Source organism: Halostagnicola bangensis (assembly GCF_054653435.1).
In genome coordinates this window covers 763,989-786,605 of the sequence record NZ_BAAIGG010000002.1, presented here as the reverse complement: position 1 = coordinate 786,605, position 22,617 = coordinate 763,989, and the positions used below count along the sequence as shown (strand labels likewise).

Sequence of the window (22,617 nt, the reverse complement as noted above, 5' to 3'; positions counted from 1 at the left end):
TATCTATCATTTGTGTGCAGACTACAAAAAATAACCGCTCGTTGATTCGTTACCGCACCGCGACGAGCGACCGAAACGCGATCGGTGAAAATCGCGGTTCGACCGTACTTGGGCGACGTCCGGAGCCCGTCGACGGCAGTCCAACACGCTCGAGAACCCCGCGATCCGCGAGTTCGTACAGAAATCGAGTGACGGTACTCGCAGTCACTGATGACTCCGATTCGATCTTGCGTGCGACCTCGCGGATCGGCTCCGACTCGGCTGAAACGGATAATAAATCTAGAAGAACCTGTTGGCGGTTTTCCGATAACGTCAGCGTTCGATCAATATGGATCCCGTCCGTCGGCACGTCTGCCATCGCCGTCTCAAGGTGTTCATTGCGAATCTGTGTCGCATCATCGTCGTTTGCGAGGACCGCTGCGACGTACAGTGTTGTGAGCGCGTCGTGAGCGCTTCCGTCAGCCCAGTCGGCGATGTCGCGGATGGAATCATGGTCCAGCGCACCGGCGGCGAGGCCGGTCGATGCCCGATCGGCGACGATATCGACGAGTTCGTGCTGGCGGTACGCCGGGGCCGTTATCGTCGATCCGTGCCATTCGTCGGGTTCGCGCGTGCCGACAACGGCGGTTCCGACGTGATCGCTGACTGGCTCGAGCAATTCGAGAACGCGCTCGTACTCGAGGGTTTCGGGTTCGTCGTGGTGATCGATCGCGACGACCGCGCGGTGGTTGGGTCGCTCGAGTCGTGCTGTAAACCGTTCCCGAAGCTCGTCGGTTCCAATCCCGCTTTCGGGAACCGCCTCGTCGGTGATCGTCGAAAGGGCTTCGCGGTAGAACGCGAACGGCGTCTTGACCCGGCGGCCATCGATGTAGAGGAACCACGTCGTCGGTCCGGTTCGGCCCATTCGCGTTGACGTTCCGATCACTCGTCCCGCGTCGCCGAAGGTGTCGTTCAGCTCCGCGAACAGCGCCGTAACGATCGCCGAGGTTCCCGACCCCGACGGTCCGATGACTGCGATCGGCGGCGGTAATTCGCCGTCGAATACCGGCTCGAGAACGTCCAGACAGCGCTCGAGGACGGAGCCTCGACCGACGGGTTCGGACGAGTGGACGGCGGGGCTGAGATACGCTTGATCGACGACGAGCTGTCCGCCGTTGTGTGCGGACTGTCGCCGACCGATTCGTTCGTGCAGATCCATTACACCGCTTCCTCTCCGCTCGCTTTCGATGCCTCCGGCGTTTCGGAGTCGGTCAGCGCCGCAGAAAGCACCTCGAGCGGGTGTTTGATCTCGTAGCCGGTTCCATGTTCCATCTGCATGGCACAGGTCGGACACTCCGTCATCCCGGACTCGGCGTTGGCCCCTTCCATGTGCTCGAACATCTCCCCGCCGATCTTCATCGACGTCTCGTAGTTCTCTTCTTTCCACCCGTAGGTGCCGGAGATGCCCGAACACGAGTCGCCGACGTCCTCGGCTTCCACGCCGTCGATCGACGAGAGAACCTCGACGGTCTGGCCATCGAGGCCCTGATTCCGCGCGTGACACGGCGCGTGATAGGCAAAGTTCGACATATCGACGCTCGCTGTCTCGAGTTCGGCCTCGAGATCCTCGTGAATCCGGAGGAACTCGAGGGCTTCCCAGGTGTGGGTAGCGACCGTTTCGGTACCCTCGAAATCGAAGAGTTCGGGGTACTCCTGGCGAAGCGACATCGAACACGACGTACAGGAGGCGATGACGTCCGCGCCGTCTTCGATCGCCGAGGCGAGTTCGGCGACGTTCGTCTCGGCGGCGCGTTCGGCGTCGTCGAGCATCCCGTTCGCGTACATCGGCGTTCCCGAACACCGCTGGTCCGGAACCAGCACCTCGTAGCCGAAGTGTTCGAACACCCGAACCATCGCCTTCCCGACCTCGGGCGTGTTGTAGTTCGAATAACAGCCGTGGAAGTACGCAACGCGCTTGCTTTCGTCGGCGCTCGAGTCGTCTCGTCTCTCTCTGGCGTCTCGAGCGTTCTCTCTCGAGGCCTCGTGTCCGCCTCGCGTTTCCCACCACTCGCGGAACGTCTCCGTCGCGAACGACGGGAACTCCCGTTCGCTCGTGATCCCCAGTAGCTTCTCGTTTATGACCTGTGTCACTGTCAACCCCATCATGAAGTTTGTGAGGCGGGGTACTTTACTCCCGATGCGAGCCATCGTCCCGTAGTTCGAAAGCAGCCGATTCCGCCAGTACTCTCGAGAGAACTTGCTCATGTTCTCCTCGACGTACTCGCCTCTTGCCGTGTTATGCATCTGCGAGAGGGGTACTTCGGACGGGCAGGCGTTGTCACAACGCATACAGTTCGAACACTTCATCACCGACTCGTCGATGTCGTGGTCCTCCTGGCGTTTGAGTCGCCACTGTTCGGGGCCCTGGAACTTCGGTCCGGGGAACTCGTCGTCGACCTCGGCGACGGGGCAGTTCGTGTCGCAGGTCGAGCACTTGTAACAGTCGTCGGCACCCGGTCGAAGGTCCATCTCCTCGGCCTCCGGAAACACTTGTACCGGTTCGAACTCCTCGCTTCCCGATCCGTCGTCCGTTGGCTGTTGTGCATCGCTCATCGAATCACCGTCGTCCGTCGATTTGTCCTCAGCATAATCGATCGACCACTCGCCGTCCGTCGACTGTATCGACCACTCGCCGTCCGTCGACTGTATCGACCACTCGCCGTCCGTCGACCGCACCGCCCGCCCGCTTCGTCCGTCGGTCGAACCGCTATCATTCGCTCGCCTCCTGGCCTGCACGGCTTCCGGCCGCGTAGCCGGTCGCCAGTGAAACCCCGCTCGCGGATTTCTCCGCGGCGGCGTCGAACCCGCCCAATATCGCTCCCGCCGCTCGGAGGTTCGAGAACTCGATGTCGTCGGCCTTCCCCCTATCGGATTCCTCGAGCGGCCGGAGCTCTCGGTCGACCGAAAGTCCGAATTGAGCGAACGGGTGGTCGCCGAAGGCGTCGTCGACGAACCAGTCGTACCGATCCGCGCTGTGTGCGACGTGACAGTCGAATATCGGTTCGAAGACTCGATCTCGATCGGATCGGACGCCTTTGCCGACCAGTCCGCCCGTCGCGAGAACGTACTGCTGTGCGCTGTAGGGGACCTGCTGTCCGTTTCGGTCGACGACAACGTGGTCGATTCGCTCGGTCGTATCGGAGCCGTTCGCTCCATCAACGGGCTCGTAATCGACGACGGGAACGCCCGTCGTCACCCGAACCCCCGCCTCCTCGAGCGCATCGTACAACAGTTCCTCGAGTCGAATGCCGGGAAGACTCGGCGGCCCCATCGGCACTTCGAAGACGTCGATCCCGAGTCGTTCCTCGAGGTCCCGGCGAACGGTGTCTGCGTGTTCGTCACCCAACACTGCGGGGAGACCGACACGGGATTCGTCCTCGAGTTCGGTTCCGATCGCGTGGGCGAGCGCCGCCCGTGCGGGTCCGTCGCCGGCACCCGTATCGACCGACTCGTCTCGCTCGAGGATATGTGCGTACCGGGTAATCTTCGCATCCGATCGCCGTATTCCCGGGAACGAGAGCGTGATACCGCGACTCTCGAAGGGAACCCCGGCCGCCTGAAGGTGGGCCGAAGCCAGCGGGGCGTCGAAATCGGGAAGGGTCTCGAAACCGACCAACAGGGCGTCTCGAGGATCGCTTGCAATCCCCGCGGCGGTCGTCGCCGGGTACCGAGCGGTCGGTTTGACGGTGCCGCCGTGGGTCGGAACGAGCGCGTTCGCGTCGGTGTGCTCGCCGGCATAGGCGTCGCCGGCGATCGAATCAAAAAACAACAGCGCCTCGCGTACCGTCTCGAGGCCGACTCGTTCGTACGGATGGCCTTCGGGGAGGGACGGAATGGCCTCGAACGGATCGACCAACGGTGTCTCCGTTCCGGAGCCGTCGCCCCCGTCATCCCCGTCGTTCACTTCGTCGACGCCCGTCGGTATGTAGCCGAGCACGTCGATCAGGCCGCTGGCGTGACGGAGGGTACTCTGCTTGTAACTGACGAGCCGAACCGTCGCGTCGCGTTCGGCCGCCGAGAGGGCGGCCGTCGCGCCCGCCAGGCCGCCGCCGATGACCAGCACGTCGTCTTCGATGGCCATCTCAGCGATCCCCCCCTGGCCCGCCGTCGAAGGCGTCGTAGGCTACCCGCTCGTCGGCGCTTGCCGGATCCCCGTCGCGGTTCATCGTCGTCGCGTGCAGAGAGTAGTTGAGCATCGCCTGCGAGAGCTGTTCTCCCCAGAGAGCGTGGCGTTCGCCCTTCCACCGCTCCTGAAAGAGTTCGTCCAACGCCGCTCGAGTCGTCTCCTCGTCGTACTCGGGGTGTAACTCGCAAGCCATCTGCTGACAGCAAAAGCCGCCCTGGCAGTTCCCCATCGAGGCTCGAGTCCGGATCCGAACGGCGTTGAGGTCTGACCCGGATTGGCTGATCGCATCCTGTATCTCAGCCCGCGTGACGCCTTCGCAGTTACAGATCACCGGGTTGGGATCGTCCGTCTCGAGAACGTCCGCGGATCTGCTCCCGAGACGCTGTTTGCTGCGACGCGCGACCGGCGATCGGAGCCCGAAGTCGTCCATCGCGTCCTCGAGCACCGCGAGGTTCTCGCTCCCCGGTAGCGCCGCGTCGGCGGTATCGCAAGTCGCTCGTACGCCCAGTTTATCACAGACGTGATCCGAAATCTCCTCGGCCATCGCTCGGTAGGTGGTGAACTTGCCGCCGACGATAGTCGACATGCCGGCAACGCCGTCCCTGTCGGCGTGATCGAGCAGGAAGAAATCCCGCGTGATGTCGGTCGGATCCTGCGTCCCGGTCCCCGGCGGTTCGTAGAGCGGTCGAACGCCCCAGAACGAGCGGATCGTCCGGGATTCCTCGAGGATCGGGAGCAGTTCCGAGAGCGTATCGATCATCATGTCGACCTCCCAGTTTTCCTCAGGGTAGTCGTCGGGATCGTCGACTTCCTCGTCGGTTGTCCCCAGAATCGCCGTCGTTTCGTGGGGCACGACGATGTCCGCGTCGCCTTTCGGTCGGCACCGGTTGATGACAGTGTCGACCTGCCGCACGTTCATGATCGTCATCACGCCCTTGGAGGGCCGAACCGCGACCTCGAGGTTCGCCATCTCGCCGATCTGGCCGGCCCACGCGCCGGTCGCGTTGACGACGTAGTCGGCCGTGATCTCCTCGGTGCTTCCGGGAGCGCTGTGGACTCGTTTTCCGGGCCCCGAGTCGTGTCTCACTTCGACGCCGTAGATGTCGTCGCCCTCCCGAAGGAGGTCGACGACCTCGGCGTGGGTCTCGATGCGCGCGCCGTGCTTTTCGGCGTCGAGCGCGTTCGCGACACAGAGCCTGAACGGATCCACGGCCCCGTCCGGGACTTTGATCGCGCGTTTGACGTCGCTCGCGAGATACGGCTCGACCTCTCGGGCTTCTCGGCCTGAGAGAACTTCCGCGGGAATGTTACACTCCCGACATCCGTCGAGTTTTTTCCGGAAGTACTCGTCGGGATCCTCAGGCCGTTGGACGAACAGGCCATCGGTCATCTCGACGCAGTGTCCGGCGATATCCCGCAAAATTTCGTTTTCCTCGATACACTCCGTCGCACTCGCTTGATCCGAAACCGCGTACCGGCCCCCGCTATGTAGGAGTCCGTGCATTCGACCGGTCGTTCCGCCAGTCAGATTTCCTCGCTCGACGAGGGTTACCTCGAGGCCGCGTCGAGCCAGATCCCTGGCGATTCCACAGCCGGTCGAGCCGCCGCCGAGAACGAGAACCGCCGTATTGCGTGCCATCCCTTCATCAAGACGTTGGCCCGAGCCCTCTTTATTTTACCGACGCTCCCATACCGCCCATAACAATCCTACCGGTACGATATATTTCCGATCACTCTCAGGGTTGGAGCCGCATCCAGATTGATCTTGCGAGAAATAGAACCCAGAATAAACCGAGATGTAGCCCAGTGATCGGGTTTATCTGGTGTTTAACTTCGTTGTCGACTTTCGAACGAACAGTATGTACGGAAACATTTATCACGATCGTAGATATTGTTTACCAGTAACACGCGATCGGCAGTAAACAAATCGCGTGCCGCTCCAGGGTGACCATCAGTGACAGACTCAACATACGTCGGCGCAGTCGATCAGGGGACGACCGGAACACGGTTTATCGTCTTCGACCACGGCGGACAGGTCGTTACGAACGCATACGAGAAACACGAACAGATCTATCCGGAACCCGGCTGGGTCGAACACGACCCGATAGAAATCTGGGAAACGACAAAGAGCGTCATCACGACGGCGCTTGGCCAGGCAGGGATCAGTCCGGAGCAACTCGAGGCCATCGGCGTGACCAACCAGCGCGAAACGACGGTGCTCTGGAACGCAGATTCCGGAAAACCAGTCCACAACGCCATCGTCTGGCAGGACAGGCGCACGACGGATCGGGTCGAGCAACTCGAGGAAGACGGCATGGTCGAGGAGATTCGCGAGAAGACCGGTCTCGAGGCCGACGCCTACTTCTCCGCGACGAAAGCGGAGTGGCTCCTCGAGAACGCGGATCCGATCAAGCTCGAACGAAGCCGGCCGGAAGACATCCGCGATCGGGCCGAAAGCGGCGAGGTGCTGTTCGGTACGATAGACAGCTGGCTCATCTACAACCTGACGGGGAACCACATCACCGAGGTTACGAACGCCTCGCGGACGATGCTGTACAACATTCACGACCTCGAATGGGACGACGAACTTCTCGAAGAGTTCGACGTTCCACGCGAGATGTTGCCCGAGGTCCGACCCTCGAGCGACGACGAGACGTACGGCACGACGGATCCGGACGGATTCCTCGAGGCGGAAGTGCCGGTCGCCGGCGCGCTCGGCGATCAGCAGGCCGCCCTCTTCGGCCAGACGTGTTTCGAGGCCGGCGAGGCCAAAAACACCTACGGGACGGGTTCGTTCTTCCTGATGAACACCGGCGGCGAAGCCGTCGAGAGCGACCACGGCCTGCTCACGACGATCGGCTTCCAGCGCTCGGGCGAACCCGTTCAGTACGCCCTCGAGGGCTCGATTTTCATCACCGGGGCGGCGATCGAGTGGCTCGAGGATATCTCCCTGATCGACGATCCCTCTGAAACCGCCGAACTCGCTCGGAGCGTCGACTCCACTGACGGCGTCTACGTCGTGCCCGCGTTCACGGGACTGGGCGCACCCCACTGGGACCAACGTGCGCGCGGAACCATCCTCGGAATGACCCGCGGCACCCGTAAGGAACACATCGTCCGGGCGACCCTCGAGTCGATCGCCTACCAGACCCGTGACGTTGCGGAGGCGATGGTGGCCGACTCGGGCATCGAGATGACCTCGCTGAAAGTCGACGGCGGTGCGGTGAAGAACAATTACCTTTGTCAGCTTCAGTCGGATATTATCGGCTCGGAAATTTCGCGGCCAGTCGTCGACGAGACGACGGCGCTCGGTTCGGCCTACGCGGCCGGGCTCGCCGTCGACTACTGGAGCGACGTCGAGGGACTCCGCGATAACTGGCAGATCGACAGACAGTTCGAACCCGAGATGGACGCCGAGGACGCCGACGAAATGTACGGTCGGTGGTCCGACGCGGTTGACAGGTCGCTCGACTGGGCGACGGACGGTGTCGAAGAATGATCGACGCGCTGTTCGATCTCGCGAACATGATCGCCGCGCTCGGCGGCGGCGCGTTCGGCGCGGCGTTCGGCCCGCTTCCGGCGTTCGTCTTCACTGGCTTCATGGTGATTGCCGGCGAGGCGTCCGTCCTCGCTGGCGGTGACGGTGCCATCACCGACCAGATCGCCTTCGGACCGGCGTTCTCGCCGGCGGTCAGTTTCGCAGGCGGCGTGGCGGCGACGGCCTACGCCGCGAGGCGCGGATACATGGACGGATTCGCCAGCGATTACCATCAGGCGAAGAACATCTCCCAGGCGCTCGGAACAAAACCCGACGTTCTGATCGTCGGTGCCTCCTTCGGACTGCTCGGCTGGTGGATACAGGTAGCCTCCGATACCCTCGCGCTTCCGTACGATCCGATCGCGATGGGTGTCGTCCTCTCGGCGATCTTCCACCGACTGATTCTGGGCTACAGCATCATCGGGACGGTTCGAGGGAACAATATTCTCGACATGAGTCCGTTCGAGCGAGGGGAGCGCCGGAAATTGGCCGACGGCGGGGAAGTCGTCCACGCCGAATCCTCGACTGATTCGGCCAGTGGTGGGCCCGTCCAGACGGGACGGTTCGTCGTCGAACCGTGGCTCCCACACCAGTACAGGTGGGGACACGTCGCCACCCTCGGCGCGTTCGCCGGCATTCTGGGCGGCTGGATCGCCATCGCGAGTCAGAGCCCGTTCCTGGCGTTCGGAATCAGCGCGGCGTCGTTGTTGTTCCTTAACCTTGGCATCGAGAAAGTGCCGGTAACCCATCACATCACGCTCCCCGCCGGGACGGCCGCACTCGCCGTGATGGCGAGCGGAGACGCCGTCATCGCCGGAGTCGGCCAATCGGGTGCGCTGATCGTCGCGCTGATCTTCGGCGTGATCTGTGCGCTGTTCGCCGAACTCTTCCAGCGGGTGTTCTTCGCCCACGGCGACACCCACGTCGACCCGCCCGCGGCCGCGATCGTCTTCGGGACGCTGCTGGTCGCAGTTCTGTACTTCGCGGGGGTCTTCCCCGACGCGTCGTGGGTCCCGACGCTGTAAGCGCGGCGACCAATTTACGATCTCATTTTCGACCCAAATTGAACGCGAGGCCGATTCGGCCGCAGTCGTGATGCAAAATATATGGTCCACAATACTCGTTACTACGTATGGAACGCGACCCACCGCTGGTCCTCGATATCGACGGCACGTTGACCCGGCCCGAAGGCTGGGGAATCGATCCCCGGCTCTTCGACCCGCTCCTCGAGTGGGAGGCACCCGTCGTGATCGCGACCGGGAAGGCGTTTCCCTACCCCGTCGCGCTCTGTCACTTCGCCGGCATTCCGGAACTGGTCGTCGCCGAAAACGGCGGCGCGGTCTATACCGGCGACGACGTCTTCTTTACGGCGGACCGCGATGCCGCGGAGGCCGTCGCGCGAGAGTACGAAGCCGCTGGCTACAGTCTCGGGTGGGGGCCCGAGGACACCGTCAACCGCTGGCGGGAAACCGAAATCGCGGTCCAGCACGACCAGCCAGTCGAACCGCTTCGGGAAATCGCCGACGGCTACGGTCTCGAGGTCGTCGACACGGGCTACGCTTACCACGTCAAAGACCCAGCGCCGAACAAGGGAGATGGCGTTCGAACCATCGCCGAACACACGAACCTCGACCTCGAGGAGGCCGTCGCCGTCGGCGACTCCGAAAACGACGTCTCGACGTTCGAGGTCGTCGGTCGATCGTTCGCTGTGGGAAACGCCGATGACGCGGCTCGAGGGGCCGCCGACGAAGTGCTCGAGGACGTTCACGCTGACGCGACGCTAGGGGTGCTCGAGCGGGTTCGGTCCGCGTAAACTGCTGTTCGACCGACCGTTTTTTGTCCGACTTTCCGGACGGCGTTTTCCCTGAGTCGCGGTGTTGGTCGACGGGGGAAATACCGAACACTCGAGTAATACGTGATTGAACGGGATCACTCTGAGATTTACCCGCTGGAACGATCGAAACAGCGACGAGTAGTTGGATATTCGAACGGTTCGAGCCGCGATACTCGTTCGTCGCGCGACTGAATGATCCCGCTCGAGCGCGCGGTGTGCGCTCGGAAGTGCGCAGTAGCTCCCGGCAATGATGAGACAACCACTCATTGATAACCGTGTGGGATTCGGCGGATGCCGGCGTTAGCAAGCGCTCTCCGGCCGAAACAGTCAATATTCATTGAATATATTTACAACAATCATCTTCTGAATCAAAGGCTATATTTACGCTCCATCGAGTACGTTGTTTTGATGATGTGGCAAGACTTCGTGTTCATGCTTGGAAGCTCACTTTCGATCGTTTTCCTCGCGCCAACGTTGCGTGATGTAAGTGCTCGTGTCCCCCTGGGAACGAGTCTGCCGTCGATGCTGGTCGGTGCCGCGTACGCGTTTACGTTTACGACGCTCGGGATGACGTTTTCGGCGATGGGCGCGGCCGCAACGACGATCATGTGGTCGTTAATCGCGACGTATCGCTCGCCGGGCGACGCCTCACCAGTGACTGGATCGTTTGAGAAAGCGACGGTGTTCGCTCGAGACGCCTGGCACGAGGCGAAACACCGCAGTCTCATGCCATAAGGCAGTAATAGGCTATTGATTGGCAAGGTGAATGCATTCGGCGACAATCGTACTTTTCAACCCGGAAACGACGGCCGTTTCTCGGGTTTTACACTCCACTCCCTCGAGTGACAACTCCCTCATCGCTCGAGCCGTCACCACACGTCTTTTGTCTCATCACTGCAATGCTCGCCTATGAGCGATTCAGACGAGACCTTGCAGGTCTCTGACCCCGATTATCATAGCGAGAACCACACGGCCGCCCAGACGTGTGGCTGGACCGCGAACGCCCTGCGCGGGGAGGGCAAGTGTTACAAGAATATCTACTACGGCATCGAGTCCCACCGGTGCATCCAGATGACCCCCGTCGTCCGCTGTAACGAACGCTGTGTCTTCTGCTGGCGGGATCACGCGGGCCACGCGTACGAACTCGACGGTGTCGAGTGGGACGACCCCGAGGCCGTCGTCGACGCCTCGATTTCCCTCCAGAAGAAGCTCCTTTCGGGCTTTGGCGGCAACGAGAAGGTTCCCGACGACGTGTTCGAGCAGGCGATGGAACCGCGACACGTCGCGATTTCGCTTGACGGCGAGCCGTCGCTGTATCCCTACCTGCCGGAACTCATTGAGGCGTTCCACGATCGAGACATCACCACGTTCCTGGTCTCGAACGGTACCCGCCCCGAAGTTATCCGGGAGTGTGACCCCACGCAGTTGTACATCAGCGTCGACGCGCCCGAACGCCACACCTTCGATCAGGTCGTTAAAGCGATGGAAGAGGACGCCTGGGAGAAACTCCTCGAGACGATGGACGTTCTCGCCGACAAAGACGAGACCCGAACGGTGCTTCGAACGACGCTGATCAACGGCGAAAACATGCACAGCCCGGATCTCTACGCGGCGTACTACCAGCGCGCGGACCCGGACTTCGTCGAACTCAAGGCGTACATGCACGTCGGCCACTCTCGAGGCCGACTCGACCGCTCGTCGATGCCCGAGCACGAGGACGTCGTCGAGTTCGCAGAGGAAGTCAAAGCGTACATGCCGGAGTTTACGGAGTGTAAAGACGTTCCCGCCTCGAACGTCGCGTTACTCTCGAAGACGAAAGACACCTGGGTGCCGAAACTGAAAAAAGACAGCGAGTTCTGGGCCGACGATCCGGTTGTCGGCGACTAACCGTCGGTCCCACTAAATTTGCTCTGGCGACGTACCCCCTGCTCGAGCGGGCCGTTCTCGCATCGGTGACTTTTTGCCTGCAGTGGGCGAGAATCAGGCACTGCGAGTAAACGCCGACAAACCCCATCACAGTTTTGAGATGTGTTCCACATCCGGTATGCTTATACGTCACCCAATCGAAGCCGAAGGTATGTCACTGACGACCGAGTCCGCCGTCGGGCACGACGAACTCGCCGTGCTCAAGCTTCTCGCCTTGGAGGGCGGGCTCTCCGGCGACGTAAAAATCTCCTGTTCTGCACTTGCTGATCGGCTCGGTGCATCGAATCAAACTGCCTCGCGACGCCTTCAGCGACTCGAGAGCGGTGGACTCCTCGAGCGCGAGACGGTGAGCGACGGCCAGTGGGTGGAGATCACCGACGGCGGCGAAGGAATGCTCCGAGCCGAGTACGAGGATTACCGTCGCGTTTTCGAGACGGGTGCGGAGATCGAACTCGAGGGAACGATAACCGGCGGGATGGGCGAGGGTCGTCACTACATCTCGCTCCCGGGATACAAGCGTCAGTTCGAGGAGCGACTCGGCTACGATCCGTTTCCGGGGACGCTCAACGTCGACCTTCGTGAAGATAGCGTTCGCCGCCGAAGCGCGATGTCTTCACTCGAGCCGGTTCCGATCGACGGCTGGGAGGACGACGATCGAACCTACGGCCCGGCGGTCTGCTATCCGGCGACAGTCGAGACGGCCGACGGCGAGACCTACGAAAACGCCCACACGATCGCACCCGAACGAACGCACCACGACGACGATCAGCTCGAGGTCATCGCACCCGATACGCTTCGGGAGGAACTCGGCCTCGAGGACGACGATCACGTGACCGTGTACGTGGGTGATCGCTAATGCGGACGGAAACGGGATCGGGAACGGAGGCTCGGGAAGCGACGACCGGCGAAAGCGAGTTTCGGCATGCACTCGAGTCGCTCCGGTCGGGCGATCCGGTTCTCGTTCACGACGCGGCGGATCGGGAAGGCGAGACGGATCTGATCTATCACGCTGACGCCGTGACTCCGAACGCCGTCACTCGGATGCGAAACGACGCTGGCGGACTCGTCTGCGTCGCTCTCTCTCACGACGTCACCGAGACGTTCGACCTGCCGTTTTACACCGACGAAGTCGATCACCCCGCGGCGGCCGATCACGAACTCGGCTACGACGAACGAGCCTCGTTCTCCTTTACCGTCAATCATCGAGATACCTACACGGGTATTACGGACGACGACCGCTCGAGGACGATCCAGGCCCTCGGCGAGGCCGCCGCCGATCCCGCGACGACAAATTTCTCTGAGGAGTTTCGCGTTCCCGGCCACGTGCATCTCCTCAAAGCCGCTCCCGAACTCCTCGAGCAACGAGAAGGCCACACCGAACTCGGTCTAGCGCTTGCAGATGCCGCCGAGCTTCCACCGGCAGTCGTCGTCTGTGAGATGCTCGACGACGAAACGGGTGCGGAACTAACACCCGCTGACGCCCGCGCGTACGCCAATCACTACGGCTTTGCGTATCTCGAGGGCCGGGATGTCCTCGAGCGACTCGGCTGATTCGACGGCCGCGTCGTCCATCTCGGTTCACCTGCCGGTTTCTGACCGCCGATCGCGGAATTCGCTCGGCCGAAGATGTCGACCGAAACCGCGAACGTTCATTACGGAGGGTTCCGTCTGCCTGCGTATGGGATTCGACGAGATGGATGTCGACACGATCTGGATGGACGGCGAGTTTGTCGACTGGGACGACGCACAGATCCACGTGCTGACACACGGACTTCACTACGGCAGTGGCGTCTTCGAGGGAGCACGCTGTTATGATACCGAAGAAGGGCCGGCTATTTTCCGCTGGGACGAACACTTAGAGCGGCTCTACCAGTCCTGTAAGCCCTACGAAATGGAGATCGACCACACGCGCGAAGAACTCACGGAAGCGACCGTCGACCTCATCCAGCGACAGGAGCTTTCCTCATGTTACATCCGACCGATCGCGTTCTACGGCTACAACTCGCTGGGCGTGAGCCCCGAAGACTGCCCGACCAGAACCGCAATCGCCGTCTGGCCGTGGGGTGCCTACCTCGGCGAAGACGCCCTCGAGAACGGCATCGAAGTGATGATCTCCTCCTGGCGAAAACACGCCTCGAGTCAGATTCCGACGAACGCGAAGACGACGGGACTCTACGTCAACAGTATGCTCGCTGGCGAGGAAGCCCGCCGCAATGGTTACGCCGAAGCGATCGTGCTCAACAAGGAAGGGGCCGTTGCCGAAGGGCCGGGCGAAAATCTCTTTATGGTCCGAGACGGCGAAATCTTCACGCCCGGGCTTTCGGAGTCAATTCTCGACGGCATCACACGCGATACGGTGATCACGCTCGCTGAAGATCTCGGCTACACCGTCCACGACAACGTCTCGATCTCTCGAGGGGAACTCAACACGGCGGACGAACTGTTCTTTACAGGCTCCGCCGCGGAGGTGACTCCGATCCGCAAAGTCGACAACGTCGTTATCGGCAACGGTTCGCGCGGTCCCGTGACCGAAGAGCTCCAGGCAAAATTCTTCGAAGTGGTCGAGCGCCGAACCGACGAGTACGACGAGTGGTTCGACTACGTCTAAGTAGCTATTGTCAATTCATTCGTTCGTTACGTTCTAAGAACTCCGGCGGGATTCTGACGCCGGTTCGGTCACTCGCTGCGCTGGGATGAGACGTCGCTCTCACCGGATTCCGTTTGCTCGTCGGTGACGGCATCTTTGACTTCCGAAGCCTGTTCGCTGACGGTTTCTTTGACCTCCGAAGCCTGTTCGCTCACCGTTCCCTTGACCTCTGAGGTCTGTTCGCTGACGGTTTCTTTGACCTCCGAGGTTTGCTGGTCGACTGATTCTTTGACTTCGGACATCCGTTCATCAACGACGTCGATGGGGACGCCCGCGTCAATTCGTCGGTCCTTTTCCGCATCGCCGAACCCGGCGCTCAAGACTCGAGTGAGCGCGTCTTCAACGTCTTCGTCGAGTTCAGTCAGACGGTCCGGCTCGACTTCGATGACGAATCCCGTCGTGATGTTCGGCGAAGTCGGCAAAAAGAGCACGATCCGCCCGTCGTCAGTTTCCTTCCCGGTCTTGAACGCTGTCATCCGCAGTCCGTTCCACGTCTCGAGTTTGACCGGTTTCTGTAGCGATTCCTGTTCGCCGAAGGCAGTTTCGGCGGCCATCTTCGAGGCGTTGTAGACGACCCGCATCACCGGAACCCGATTTGCGATATCGTCGACGATTCGCTCGAACAGCCCGCCGACGGTGGTTCGCATGAGGTAGCCGACGGAGAACGTCAAGATCGTAAACACCGTCAGTACGACGAGGACGCGAAGCAACTGGGCGAGCTGTTCGCGGGTCTGTTGGGCCTCCGCGCTGTCGCCCGGAATCAGCGGCTCGAGGGCGGACGGCTCGAGAATAAGCCCAGGAACCAGCCCGGCGATAAGTCCGTAAACCCAGTAGATGACATAGAGCGTCACGAGGATCGGGCCGAGAACGATGAGCCCGCTCGCAAAGTCCCGTTTCCACGAAGCCATGTAGTGAAGCTCACACTAGGGGATTAAGAGCCCTTCCCTTTGCCGAGCGAGGGGGAGTCGACAGCGACGCGAAGCTAACGCTTATGCTATCGAACAGACATTCATCTCGTATGTACAACGTATTCGTCGCGATCATTTCGTGTCTTTTTCTCCTCGCCGGTATCGTCGGTGTGTACGAAACACGGTTGTACGATTCCGGGGATCGCACTGAGGCACCGCGTCTCTTCGTTCTATATACCTTCATGATGGGACTCGTCGGCCTTGCGGGCGCAGCGTGTCTGTTGTGGCTGCTCAGCGGGCGGAGTCTGGACGCGTGGGTGTTCACGCCGATCCTCATCGTTTCCGCGTTACCGACCGTCGTTCAGTACTGGATGCACCGCAAGATGGGACGGAACTCGAGCCCCTTACCCGCCCATGTGAGTGACCGATTCCGTGAGCGATACGGTGACGAGAGCTGAGGGAAGCTCGGATATGGGGAAGTCAAAACCCAAGAATCCCACGGTCGTCGCGATCGAACTCGTCTTGCTCGCGTTCGTCCCGCCGCTTGCGTTCGGGCTGGGTGTCGCTGCGGTGGGCGGGTGGGACACGTTTGTCGCGGGCGCGCTCGTCGGCGGAGTCATCGGCATCTCCGCAGCCTCGCTTCGGCGCGAAATTCACGGCATGCGCGGCGGAGACTGACGACGAGGTGGCAAGTGCTTCTCGAGTCGAATCACCAGCGGTTAAGACACGGCGGTTCCTTCCGGTGAATATGGCAATACTCGAGACAGTCGCTATCGCGTTCTGGGTAATGTTGCCCGCCTATATTCCGAACAACGCCGCGGTGTTGGCCGGCGGCGGTCGACCGATCGACGGCGGTCGGACCTGGGGCGACAGACGCGTGCTGGGGAACGGCAAATCCTGGCGCGGAACGGCCGCCGGCGTGATCGCCGGGCTCGCACTCGCGGGGATTCTGACGGTCGCCGCACCCGATGTTAGCAGTGCGATCGGATTCGACCTGCCGGAGTTTACCCCGCTCGCGGCGCTGGGACTCGCCGGCGGAGCGATGCTCGGCGACATCCTCGCTTCGTTCGCGAAACGACGGACTGGACGCCAGCGCGGTGCGATGTTCCCCGGTGTCGACCAGCTCGATTTCGTCGTCGTCTCGCTGCCGCTGACGGCGCTGCTCGCGCCCGAGTGGTTTTTCGATTGGTTTACCCTCGGCGTCATCCTCGTCGTCGTCGTCCTCACGCCGGTGCTTCACGTGACGACGAACATGATCGCGTACAAACTCGGCTTGAAGAACGAACCCTGGTAACGACGCCCGGAAACGACTGCAAACGATTGAAACCCGTACTGTTATCACGCCTTAATCTCAAGTAAGTAACCAATCCGGAGATAAATCCTGAAACGTGGAAGGCGCTCCAGAAGGCCACCGACAAACCCCGCGCGAATCTCATCGCCGACGTGATCGGCAACCCGAAGGGCGCTCCGAGCGTCGACGAACTCGATTACATGAATCCGAGTCTCGAGAAAGACGCCATCAGAAATCACCTGAAAACTCTCGAGAGCGTCGGCGTCGTCGAAGTGCTCGAGATCGAAGCGGGGGAACGAACTCGAGGGTTTCCCTACAAGTTCTACCGAATCACGGACGACGCACGGGAGCTGTTCGACGAGAACGGGTTGTTCCCGCGCGACCCGTGGCGACGACAGTACGAGCGCGTCGAAAAGACGGGGGAGATCGAAGAACTTCAGGAGATGCCGCGTCCGAGCTCGTAGTCTGTCTATTTCCGCCGTTTTTGCGTGTTACTCGTTCGGTTCCAGTCTCGAGCGAAGATCCGCGATCGCGTCGTCGTGGGCTTTGTGAGCCCGATCGAAGTTCGTCGGCTCCTCGGTCATTCCGAAGAAGCCGTGGATCATGTCGTCGTAGTTGTGGTAGGTGACGGGAACGCCAGCCTCCTCGAGCCGGTTGGCGTAGGCGGCACCGTCGTCTCGAAGCGGATCGAAGCCGGCGGTGAGGATCGTCGCCGGCGGGAGTTCCGAGAGGTCGGCGGCGAGTCGCGGTGCGGCGTAGACGTTCCCCCGTTGGACGTCGTTCTCGAAGTAGTGTCCCTCGAACCACTTCATTTCGTCCGCGGTGAGGAAGTACCCCTCCGCGTTCTCCTCGTAGGAATCCATCTCGGTAACATCACCGGTCGCAGGATAGACCAACAGTTGGGCGGCGACCGCTGGACCGTCTCGATCGCGTGCCAGCAGCGCCGTCCCAGCGGCGAGATTGCCACCGGCGCTGTCGCCCGCGAGGGCGATCCGTTCTGGGTCGGCCTCGAGTTCGGACGCGGCGTCGGCGGCCCACTCGAGGGCGGCATAACAGTCCCGCAATCCGGCGGGAAACGGCTGTTCCGGTGCGAGTCGATAATCGACGCTGACGACGGGGTAGCCCGAATCCGCGGCGAGCTTTCGACAGGTTCCGTCGTGGGTGTCGATGCTGCCGATGACCCACCCACCACCGTGGAAGTACAGGAGCAGCGGTCGTTCGGACTCGGGTTCGGCGGTCGGTTCGTAGATCCTGATCGGGAGGTCGCCGTCGGGGCCGTCGATACTGCGGTTCTCGACCGACGCGAGTTCGATCGGTGAGTCGCCGCGATCGATCATGTCCTCGAAGAGCCCTCGAGCAGCCTTCGGCGGTAGATCGCTAAAGTCCGGTGCGTCGATCGATTCGTAGACCTCGAGAAACGTCTGCACGTCGGGATGGGGCTCGTCGGCTCGGGATGCTGTCATCGTTCTGTATACTTCGTTTCGAGCTAAAAAGATACGTCCGGCGGAAATCCAGTCGTTCCGTTCGTCGAACTGCCGGTCCGATCGATCGCGTTCCACACCGCTTATCTCGTCTCGGGCCACTGCTTCGAGCATGACCAATCAGGATCTCATCGAGGCGCTCAGTGCGGCCGATGCAGTTCGGTTCGGCGAGTTCGAACTCTCCCACGGCGGAACCAGCGAGTACTACGTCGACAAATACCTCTTCGAAACCGATCCCGACTGTCTCGAGGCCATTGCCGAAGCCTTCGCGGATCGACTCCTCGAGGGCGACAAACTCGGCGGCGTCGCACTCGGGGGCGTCCCGCTGGCCGCTGCGACCAGCGTTGCCGGGGGTGTTCCCTACGTTATCGCGCGCAAGCAACGAAAGGAGTACGGAACCGCGAATCTGGTCGAAGGGCGACTCGAGGAGGGCGAAGAGGTCGTCGTCGTCGAAGATATCGTGACGACCGGAACGAGTCTCGTCGACGCCGTCGAAGCGCTTCGGGATGCGGGGGCGACGGTCGAACGGGCGCTCGTCGTCGTCGACCGCGAGGAGGGTGGCCGAGAGAATGTCGAAGAGGCGGGCGTAGAGATGGAGTCGCTCGTGACCGCGAGCGAGTTGCTGGAGTCCCGATGATCGTGTTGGAATCCCGGTGATCGTGGTAGCGTCTCGCTGATCGACGGAGCTGATCGCCCAACACCGGTATGTCGAATTCGCTCCTCGGTCGTCCCGTTCATTCTTTGTGGCTGTAATATCGGTACGCCGCGAGCGCGAACGCGAGGACGCCGACGACGGCGAGGCCCCCGCCGACGAGCACCTGCCCTTGGATCGCCAAAAGCATCAACCCGAGACTTCCCGCCAGCAGGCCGGCCTGGACGAGCACCAGAATGTAGACGAAGGTCATCAACCGTTCCCGAGGGATCTTCTGAATGTCCTCCTCGAACGCGGCGTCGTCCGACGACTCGTCTCCCAGCGGGAACGAATCCTCGTCGTCTTCCTCGAACGGGAACGGATCGAACACCATGGGTGAACGAACTGCTCGAGGCCTGAAAACAGTTCAGTCTACACCGGTCCCCGATAGCGGTCGTTGATCTGCGAACGACCGCCGTTGTAACCGCTCTCCGGACGCCTGCGAGGGCTCGTTCACCGCTTCACCATCACAACGCTTTTAACCTACTCGAGACTACGCGTAATCACGATGGTAGGTGTCCGTTTTACAGGGCCGTTCGCCCGCTTTTAACACTCACCTATCGTTCGTCGTCTCGAATTCGGTCGTTCGACGAACGGCACGTGCGCGACACCACCGGACTTCTCGACGGAGTCCCGCCACTTAACCACAACACACAGCCACAGCCATGTCAGAACCAGACTCACAAGCAGAATCACAGGAACAGATCGTCGTCGTCCTCCCCGACGGATCGGAGCTCGAGGTCGACGCCGGCGCGACGGTCGAAGACTGCGCCTACGAGATCGGCCCCGGACTCGGTCGGGATACGGTCGCCGGGAAGTTAGACGGCGACCTCGTCGCAAAAGAAGCACCCGCCTACGACGGCGCGGAACTCGAGATCATCACCGAGGGATCGGACGAATCTCTGCGAGTCATGCGCCATTCGGCGGCTCACTGTCTCGCACAGGCCGTCGAACGCCACTACGACGACCCGAAACTCGCGATCGGTCCGCCAACGGACGACGGCTTTTATTACGACTTCGACGACCTCGATATCGACGAATCGGATCTCGAGTCCATCGAGGCGGAGATGGAAGAGATCATCGAGGAAGACTACGAGATCGAGCGCGAGGAGGTCTCGGTCAAAGAGGCCGAGAAACGGCTCGCCGATGAGCCGTACAAACTCGAGTTACTCGAGGAACTCGCCGCCGAGGGTGAGCAGGTCACCTTCTACAGTCAGGGCGAGTGGGAGGACCTCTGTGCCGGCCCCCATGTCGAGTCGACGGGCGAAATCGGGGCCGTGAAACTCCTCGAGATCGCTGGCGCGTACTGGCGCGGCGACGAGGACAACACGATGCAAACGCGGATCTACGGCACGGCCTTCGAAGACGAATCCGACCTCGAGGACTACCTCAATCGCCTCGAGGAGGCCGAGGAGCGGGATCACCGCAAGATCGGCAACGAGATGGATCTGTTCTCGATCCAGGACGTCACGGGTCCTGGCCTCCCGCTGTATCATCCGCCGGGGAAAACGGTCCTCCGGGAACTCGAGTCCTTCGTCGAGGAACTAAACGAGGACGCAGGCTACGACTACGTCGAGACGCCCCACGTGTTCAAGACGGACCTCTGGCACCGTTCGGGTCACTACGAGAACTACGAGGACGACATGTTCATCTTCGACGTAGGCGACGACGAGTTCGGCCTGAAGCCGATGAACTGTCCCGGCCACGCCGCTATTTTCCAGGATCACTCCTGGAGTTATCGGGACATGCCGGTTCGGTACGCAGAAAACGGGAAGGTGTACCGGAAGGAACAACGAGGTGAACTCTCCGGACTCTCGCGAGTCTGGGCCTTTACCATCGACGATGGTCACCTGTTCGTCAAGCCCCAGGGGATCGAACACGAGGTCGAGACGATCATCAACATGATCACCGACGTCCTCGAGACGTTCGACCTCGAGTTCGAGATGGCACTCGCGACGCGACCCGAGAAGAGCGTCGGGAGCGACGAAATCTGGGAGAAGGCCGAATCCCAGCTCCGATCGGTGCTCGAGAAGCGTAACCTCGAGTATGAGGTCGAGGAGGGTGACGGCGCGTTCTACGGGCCGAAGATCGACTTCGCGTTCGAGGACGCCATCGGCCGCAACTGGGACGGGCCGACGGTCCAACTCGACTTCAACATGCCCGAGCGCTTCGACCTCTCCTACGTGGGCGAGGACAACGAAGAGCACCGCCCGGTCATGATCCACCGGGCCCTCTATGGCTCCTACGAACGCTTCTTCATGATGCTCATCGAGCACTACGAGGGCAACTTCCCGTTCTGGCTCGCGCCCGAACAGATCCGCGTGCTCCCGATTTCGGATTCGAACCTCGGCTACGCCCACCGCGTCGCCAACGAGTTCGAAGACTTCCGCATCGAGGTCGACAACCGAGATTCGACGCTCGAGCGAAAGATCCGCGCGTCCCACGACGACCGCGTGCCCTACCAGATCATCGTCGGTGACAACGAGGAAGACGACGGCACGATTTCGGTACGGGACCGATTCGAAGAACAGGAGTACGACGTCGATATCGATTCGTTCCGAGCGCACCTCGAGGCCGAGCGCGACGAGAAGCGACCCGAGCCAGACTTCCTCGAGGAGTAACTCGACGGAATCGCCGCGCCCATTCGTTCACACTTTCGTGCTGATTCTTCCGCTTCGCTCTTTCGAAATATCCATATTTGTGGAATCGTGCATATCCATATGAACAGAGCTGAGAAAGCAGCCCTCCAGTTGCGCGCCGTCGACGTGTTGTGCATGCTCAAGGAAACCCGCACCTACGACGAACTCGAGGCCAAGACCGGCCTTCCGGCGGGCGACCTCAATCGGTACGTCAACGGCCACGTGTTACCGGGGACCGACCGCGCTCGGGCCGTCGTCGAGGATCTCGGGAAGGAAGCCCTCGCCGAGGAGCTCGAGGCGCGGATCCAGGTCGACGGCGAAGGATACGTCGATAACTCCGGCGTGGTCTTCGATCAGCCGTTTTTGAACCTCGCGGCCCCCGTCGTCGCCGACAGTTTTGGTTTCGAGCGGCCGGACGTCGTTCTCACGGCCGCAACCGACGGCATCACGCTCGCGGCGGCGCTCGCGAGCTACTACGGAACGCGGTGTGCGTACGCGAAAAAACGAAAAGAGACAGCAGTCGAGGAGTTCATCGAAGCCCGCGAGCGGCTCGACTCCGGCATCGAGATCACCTACTATCTGCCGGAATCCTCGGTCGGCGAGGGTGAATCCGTTCTGGTCGTGGACGACCTCATCCGATCGGGCGAGACGCAGGAACTGCTCCTCGATATCGTCGAAACGGCGGACGCGAACGTCGCCGGCGTGTTCGCGCTGATCGCGGCGGGCGACGACGGTATCGAACGGGCACGCGGACGGACCGATTCGGTCGTCGATGCGCTCACTACCGTGAAGGCGTAATCGTGGGTGGATCGGAGCGGGGCGATCGCTCGAGTCGGCCCACCGAACTTGACATTCCCAACCGTCTGTGACGAACGGCGGCGCTTCTCGTGATTTTGTTGATCTTTCGTTAACGTTCTCCCGATAGCGACGGCTGAGGCCAAAAAATCGCCGTGCGTGAGGATATAACATGATGAATCATTAGGTTTATGTACGTCCCCGCTGACCATCGAAGTACGACAATGACGAAGACAGTTATCCTCGGCGTGATCGGCTCCGACGCGCACGTCGTCGGCATTACGATCCTCGAGCAGGCGCTGAACGCGGCAGGGTTCGACGTCATCAACCTCGGCGTCCAGAGCTCCCAGCAGGAGTTCGTCGACGCCGCGACGGATCACAACGCCGAAGCTGTACTCGTCTCTTCGCTTTACGGCCACGCCGAACAGGACTGTCAGGGATTCCACGAACGAGTCGCGGACGCGGACCTCGAGGACGTGACGACCTACATCGGTGGAAACCTCTCGGTCGGCCAGAACGACTTCGAGGAAACCCAAGAGAAGTTCCGCGGGATGGGCTTCGACCGTGTCTTCAACTCCGAAACGGATCCCGAAGACGCGATCGAGGCGCTGCGCGCTGATCTCGACATTCGACCACCGGAGTCCGAATCCGAGCGCGAACGCACCCAGACCGTTTCGGTGTAGCACCGAACGAACCAATCAC

22 protein-coding genes and 1 pseudogene are annotated in these 22,617 nt (G+C 61.4%); 16 read left to right on the top strand and 7 right to left on the bottom strand.

Features of this window, described 5'->3' with window-relative positions; translation table 11 throughout:
- Positions 1-49: 49 nt before the first annotated feature.
- From ACYQ14_RS05580 to glpA, 4 genes are all read right to left on the bottom strand, one after another.
- A complete protein-coding gene (locus ACYQ14_RS05580) occupies positions 50-1,198 on the bottom strand; it encodes a Cdc6/Cdc18 family protein (protein WP_459885703.1) in 1,149 nt (382 codons plus the stop codon).
- On the bottom strand, positions 1,198-2,592 hold the full coding sequence (locus ACYQ14_RS05575; protein WP_459889992.1) for an anaerobic glycerol-3-phosphate dehydrogenase subunit C: 1,395 nt from the start codon (positions 2,590-2,592) through the stop codon (positions 1,198-1,200). Before ACYQ14_RS05575 ends, ACYQ14_RS05580 begins: the two co-directional genes overlap by 1 nt.
- 157 nt (positions 2,593-2,749) lie before the next feature.
- Positions 2,750-4,120, bottom strand: a complete 1,371-nt coding sequence (glpB, locus tag ACYQ14_RS05570) for a glycerol-3-phosphate dehydrogenase subunit GlpB (RefSeq protein WP_459885701.1) — start codon at positions 4,118-4,120, stop codon at positions 2,750-2,752.
- Between the two features lies 1 nt (position 4,121).
- Positions 4,122-5,804: an anaerobic glycerol-3-phosphate dehydrogenase subunit GlpA gene (gene glpA / locus ACYQ14_RS05565; protein WP_459885699.1), complete on the bottom strand. Its 1,683-nt coding sequence runs from the start codon at positions 5,802-5,804 to the stop codon at positions 4,122-4,124.
- 315 nt (positions 5,805-6,119) lie between these two features.
- Here glpA and glpK point away from each other — a divergent pair, with 315 nt between their 5' ends.
- The 8 genes from glpK (at position 6,120) to ACYQ14_RS05525 (ending at position 14,071) form a co-directional block, all read left to right on the top strand.
- Positions 6,120-7,664 (top strand): glycerol kinase GlpK, encoded by a 1,545-nt coding sequence (gene glpK / locus ACYQ14_RS05560; RefSeq protein WP_459885696.1) that lies wholly within the window; start codon positions 6,120-6,122, stop codon positions 7,662-7,664.
- Positions 7,661-8,728: a DUF7973 family transport facilitator gene (locus tag ACYQ14_RS05555; RefSeq protein WP_459885694.1), complete on the top strand. Its 1,068-nt coding sequence runs from the start codon at positions 7,661-7,663 to the stop codon at positions 8,726-8,728. Before glpK ends, ACYQ14_RS05555 begins: the two co-directional genes overlap by 4 nt.
- Positions 8,729-8,835: 107 nt before the next feature.
- Positions 8,836-9,516, top strand: a complete 681-nt coding sequence (locus ACYQ14_RS05550; RefSeq protein ID WP_459885691.1) for an HAD-IIB family hydrolase — start codon at positions 8,836-8,838, stop codon at positions 9,514-9,516.
- 429 nt (positions 9,517-9,945) lie between these two features.
- Positions 9,946-10,272, top strand: a complete 327-nt coding sequence (locus ACYQ14_RS05545; RefSeq protein WP_283834451.1) for a hypothetical protein — start codon at positions 9,946-9,948, stop codon at positions 10,270-10,272.
- 174 nt (positions 10,273-10,446) lie between these two features.
- Complete coding sequence (gene twy1, locus ACYQ14_RS05540; RefSeq protein ID WP_459885688.1) at positions 10,447-11,424, top strand: 4-demethylwyosine synthase TYW1; 978 nt, start codon at positions 10,447-10,449, stop codon at positions 11,422-11,424.
- Between the two features lie 190 nt (positions 11,425-11,614).
- The gene (locus tag ACYQ14_RS05535; RefSeq protein ID WP_459885684.1) at positions 11,615-12,319 is read left to right on the top strand and encodes a DUF120 domain-containing protein; all 705 of its coding nucleotides are present in this window, start codon (positions 11,615-11,617) and stop codon (positions 12,317-12,319) included.
- Entirely contained in the window at positions 12,319-13,014 is a 696-nt protein-coding gene (gene ribB / locus ACYQ14_RS05530; RefSeq protein ID WP_459885681.1) for a 3,4-dihydroxy-2-butanone-4-phosphate synthase, read from the top strand. Before ACYQ14_RS05535 ends, ribB begins: the two co-directional genes overlap by 1 nt.
- Before the next feature lie 127 nt (positions 13,015-13,141).
- On the top strand, positions 13,142-14,071 hold the full coding sequence (locus ACYQ14_RS05525; RefSeq protein WP_459885678.1) for a branched-chain amino acid transaminase: 930 nt from the start codon (positions 13,142-13,144) through the stop codon (positions 14,069-14,071).
- Between the two features lie 284 nt (positions 14,072-14,355).
- Here ACYQ14_RS05525 and ACYQ14_RS05520 read toward each other — a convergent pair.
- Positions 14,356-15,018, bottom strand: a pseudogene (locus tag ACYQ14_RS05520) (DUF502 domain-containing protein); the annotation flags it as partial.
- 110 nt (positions 15,019-15,128) lie between these two features.
- On the opposite strand from ACYQ14_RS05520, the gene ACYQ14_RS05515 reads away from it, so the two are divergent.
- The 4 genes from ACYQ14_RS05515 to ACYQ14_RS05500 all read left to right on the top strand — a co-directional run bounded on the left by ACYQ14_RS05515 (position 15,129) and on the right by ACYQ14_RS05500 (position 16,773).
- Positions 15,129-15,476 (top strand): hypothetical protein, encoded by a 348-nt coding sequence (locus ACYQ14_RS05515; protein WP_459885675.1) that lies wholly within the window; start codon positions 15,129-15,131, stop codon positions 15,474-15,476.
- 13 nt (positions 15,477-15,489) lie between these two features.
- On the top strand, positions 15,490-15,696 hold the full coding sequence (locus ACYQ14_RS05510; RefSeq protein ID WP_459885672.1) for a hypothetical protein: 207 nt from the start codon (positions 15,490-15,492) through the stop codon (positions 15,694-15,696).
- Positions 15,697-15,766: 70 nt separating this feature from the next.
- Positions 15,767-16,312, top strand: a complete 546-nt coding sequence (locus ACYQ14_RS05505; protein ID WP_459885669.1) for a CDP-2,3-bis-(O-geranylgeranyl)-sn-glycerol synthase — start codon at positions 15,767-15,769, stop codon at positions 16,310-16,312.
- An 80-nt stretch (positions 16,313-16,392) separates the two neighbouring features.
- Positions 16,393-16,773, top strand: coding sequence for an ArsR family transcriptional regulator (locus tag ACYQ14_RS05500; RefSeq protein ID WP_459889990.1), 381 nt, complete (start codon positions 16,393-16,395; stop codon positions 16,771-16,773).
- Between the two features lie 27 nt (positions 16,774-16,800).
- On the opposite strand, the gene ACYQ14_RS05495 is transcribed toward ACYQ14_RS05500, so the two are convergent.
- Positions 16,801-17,772, bottom strand: coding sequence for an alpha/beta hydrolase (locus ACYQ14_RS05495; RefSeq protein ID WP_459885666.1), 972 nt, complete (start codon positions 17,770-17,772; stop codon positions 16,801-16,803).
- Between the two features lie 130 nt (positions 17,773-17,902).
- Between ACYQ14_RS05495 and pyrE the strand changes: the two genes are divergently transcribed.
- Positions 17,903-18,427 (top strand): orotate phosphoribosyltransferase, encoded by a 525-nt coding sequence (gene pyrE / locus ACYQ14_RS05490; protein ID WP_459885664.1) that lies wholly within the window; start codon positions 17,903-17,905, stop codon positions 18,425-18,427.
- A gap of 97 nt (positions 18,428-18,524) precedes the next feature.
- Here pyrE and ACYQ14_RS05485 read toward each other — a convergent pair whose 3' ends face one another.
- Positions 18,525-18,815: a DUF7322 domain-containing protein gene (locus ACYQ14_RS05485; protein WP_459885661.1), complete on the bottom strand. Its 291-nt coding sequence runs from the start codon at positions 18,813-18,815 to the stop codon at positions 18,525-18,527.
- A gap of 331 nt (positions 18,816-19,146) precedes the next feature.
- On the opposite strand from ACYQ14_RS05485, the gene thrS reads away from it, so the two are divergent.
- The 3 genes from thrS (at position 19,147) to glmS (ending at position 22,598) form a co-directional block, all read left to right on the top strand.
- Positions 19,147-21,102: a threonine--tRNA ligase gene (thrS, locus tag ACYQ14_RS05480; protein WP_459885659.1), complete on the top strand. Its 1,956-nt coding sequence runs from the start codon at positions 19,147-19,149 to the stop codon at positions 21,100-21,102.
- Between the two features lie 99 nt (positions 21,103-21,201).
- The gene (locus ACYQ14_RS05475; RefSeq protein WP_283834437.1) at positions 21,202-21,918 is read left to right on the top strand and encodes a phosphoribosyltransferase family protein; all 717 of its coding nucleotides are present in this window, start codon (positions 21,202-21,204) and stop codon (positions 21,916-21,918) included.
- A 221-nt stretch (positions 21,919-22,139) separates the two neighbouring features.
- Positions 22,140-22,598, top strand: a complete 459-nt coding sequence (gene glmS, locus ACYQ14_RS05470; RefSeq protein ID WP_459885655.1) for a methylaspartate mutase subunit S — start codon at positions 22,140-22,142, stop codon at positions 22,596-22,598.
- The last annotated feature ends 19 nt before the right edge of the window (positions 22,599-22,617 follow it).

Coding starts and splice junctions, on each gene's coding strand:
- ACYQ14_RS05495 (WP_459885666.1), bottom strand. CDS start 17,772: ATGACAGCATCCCGAGCCGACGAGCCCCATCCCGACGTGCAGACGTTT.
- ribB (WP_459885681.1), top strand. CDS start 12,319: ATGCGGACGGAAACGGGATCGGGAACGGAGGCTCGGGAAGCGACGACC.
- glmS (WP_459885655.1), top strand. CDS start 22,140: ATGACGAAGACAGTTATCCTCGGCGTGATCGGCTCCGACGCGCACGTC.
- glpA (WP_459885699.1), bottom strand. CDS start 5,804: ATGGCACGCAATACGGCGGTTCTCGTTCTCGGCGGCGGCTCGACCGGC.
- pyrE (WP_459885664.1), top strand. CDS start 17,903: ATGACCAATCAGGATCTCATCGAGGCGCTCAGTGCGGCCGATGCAGTT.
- ACYQ14_RS05545 (WP_283834451.1), top strand. CDS start 9,946: ATGATGTGGCAAGACTTCGTGTTCATGCTTGGAAGCTCACTTTCGATC.
- twy1 (WP_459885688.1), top strand. CDS start 10,447: ATGAGCGATTCAGACGAGACCTTGCAGGTCTCTGACCCCGATTATCAT.
- ACYQ14_RS05475 (WP_283834437.1), top strand. CDS start 21,202: ATGAACAGAGCTGAGAAAGCAGCCCTCCAGTTGCGCGCCGTCGACGTG.
- thrS (WP_459885659.1), top strand. CDS start 19,147: ATGTCAGAACCAGACTCACAAGCAGAATCACAGGAACAGATCGTCGTC.
- ACYQ14_RS05535 (WP_459885684.1), top strand. CDS start 11,615: ATGTCACTGACGACCGAGTCCGCCGTCGGGCACGACGAACTCGCCGTG.
- ACYQ14_RS05555 (WP_459885694.1), top strand. CDS start 7,661: ATGATCGACGCGCTGTTCGATCTCGCGAACATGATCGCCGCGCTCGGC.
- ACYQ14_RS05550 (WP_459885691.1), top strand. CDS start 8,836: ATGGAACGCGACCCACCGCTGGTCCTCGATATCGACGGCACGTTGACC.
- ACYQ14_RS05505 (WP_459885669.1), top strand. CDS start 15,767: ATGGCAATACTCGAGACAGTCGCTATCGCGTTCTGGGTAATGTTGCCC.
- glpB (WP_459885701.1), bottom strand. CDS start 4,120: ATGGCCATCGAAGACGACGTGCTGGTCATCGGCGGCGGCCTGGCGGGC.
- ACYQ14_RS05510 (WP_459885672.1), top strand. CDS start 15,490: ATGGGGAAGTCAAAACCCAAGAATCCCACGGTCGTCGCGATCGAACTC.
- ACYQ14_RS05485 (WP_459885661.1), bottom strand. CDS start 18,815: ATGGTGTTCGATCCGTTCCCGTTCGAGGAAGACGACGAGGATTCGTTC.
- ACYQ14_RS05580 (WP_459885703.1), bottom strand. CDS start 1,198: ATGGATCTGCACGAACGAATCGGTCGGCGACAGTCCGCACACAACGGC.
- ACYQ14_RS05575 (WP_459889992.1), bottom strand. CDS start 2,592: ATGAGCGATGCACAACAGCCAACGGACGACGGATCGGGAAGCGAGGAG.
- ACYQ14_RS05515 (WP_459885675.1), top strand. CDS start 15,129: ATGTACAACGTATTCGTCGCGATCATTTCGTGTCTTTTTCTCCTCGCC.
- ACYQ14_RS05525 (WP_459885678.1), top strand. CDS start 13,142: ATGGGATTCGACGAGATGGATGTCGACACGATCTGGATGGACGGCGAG.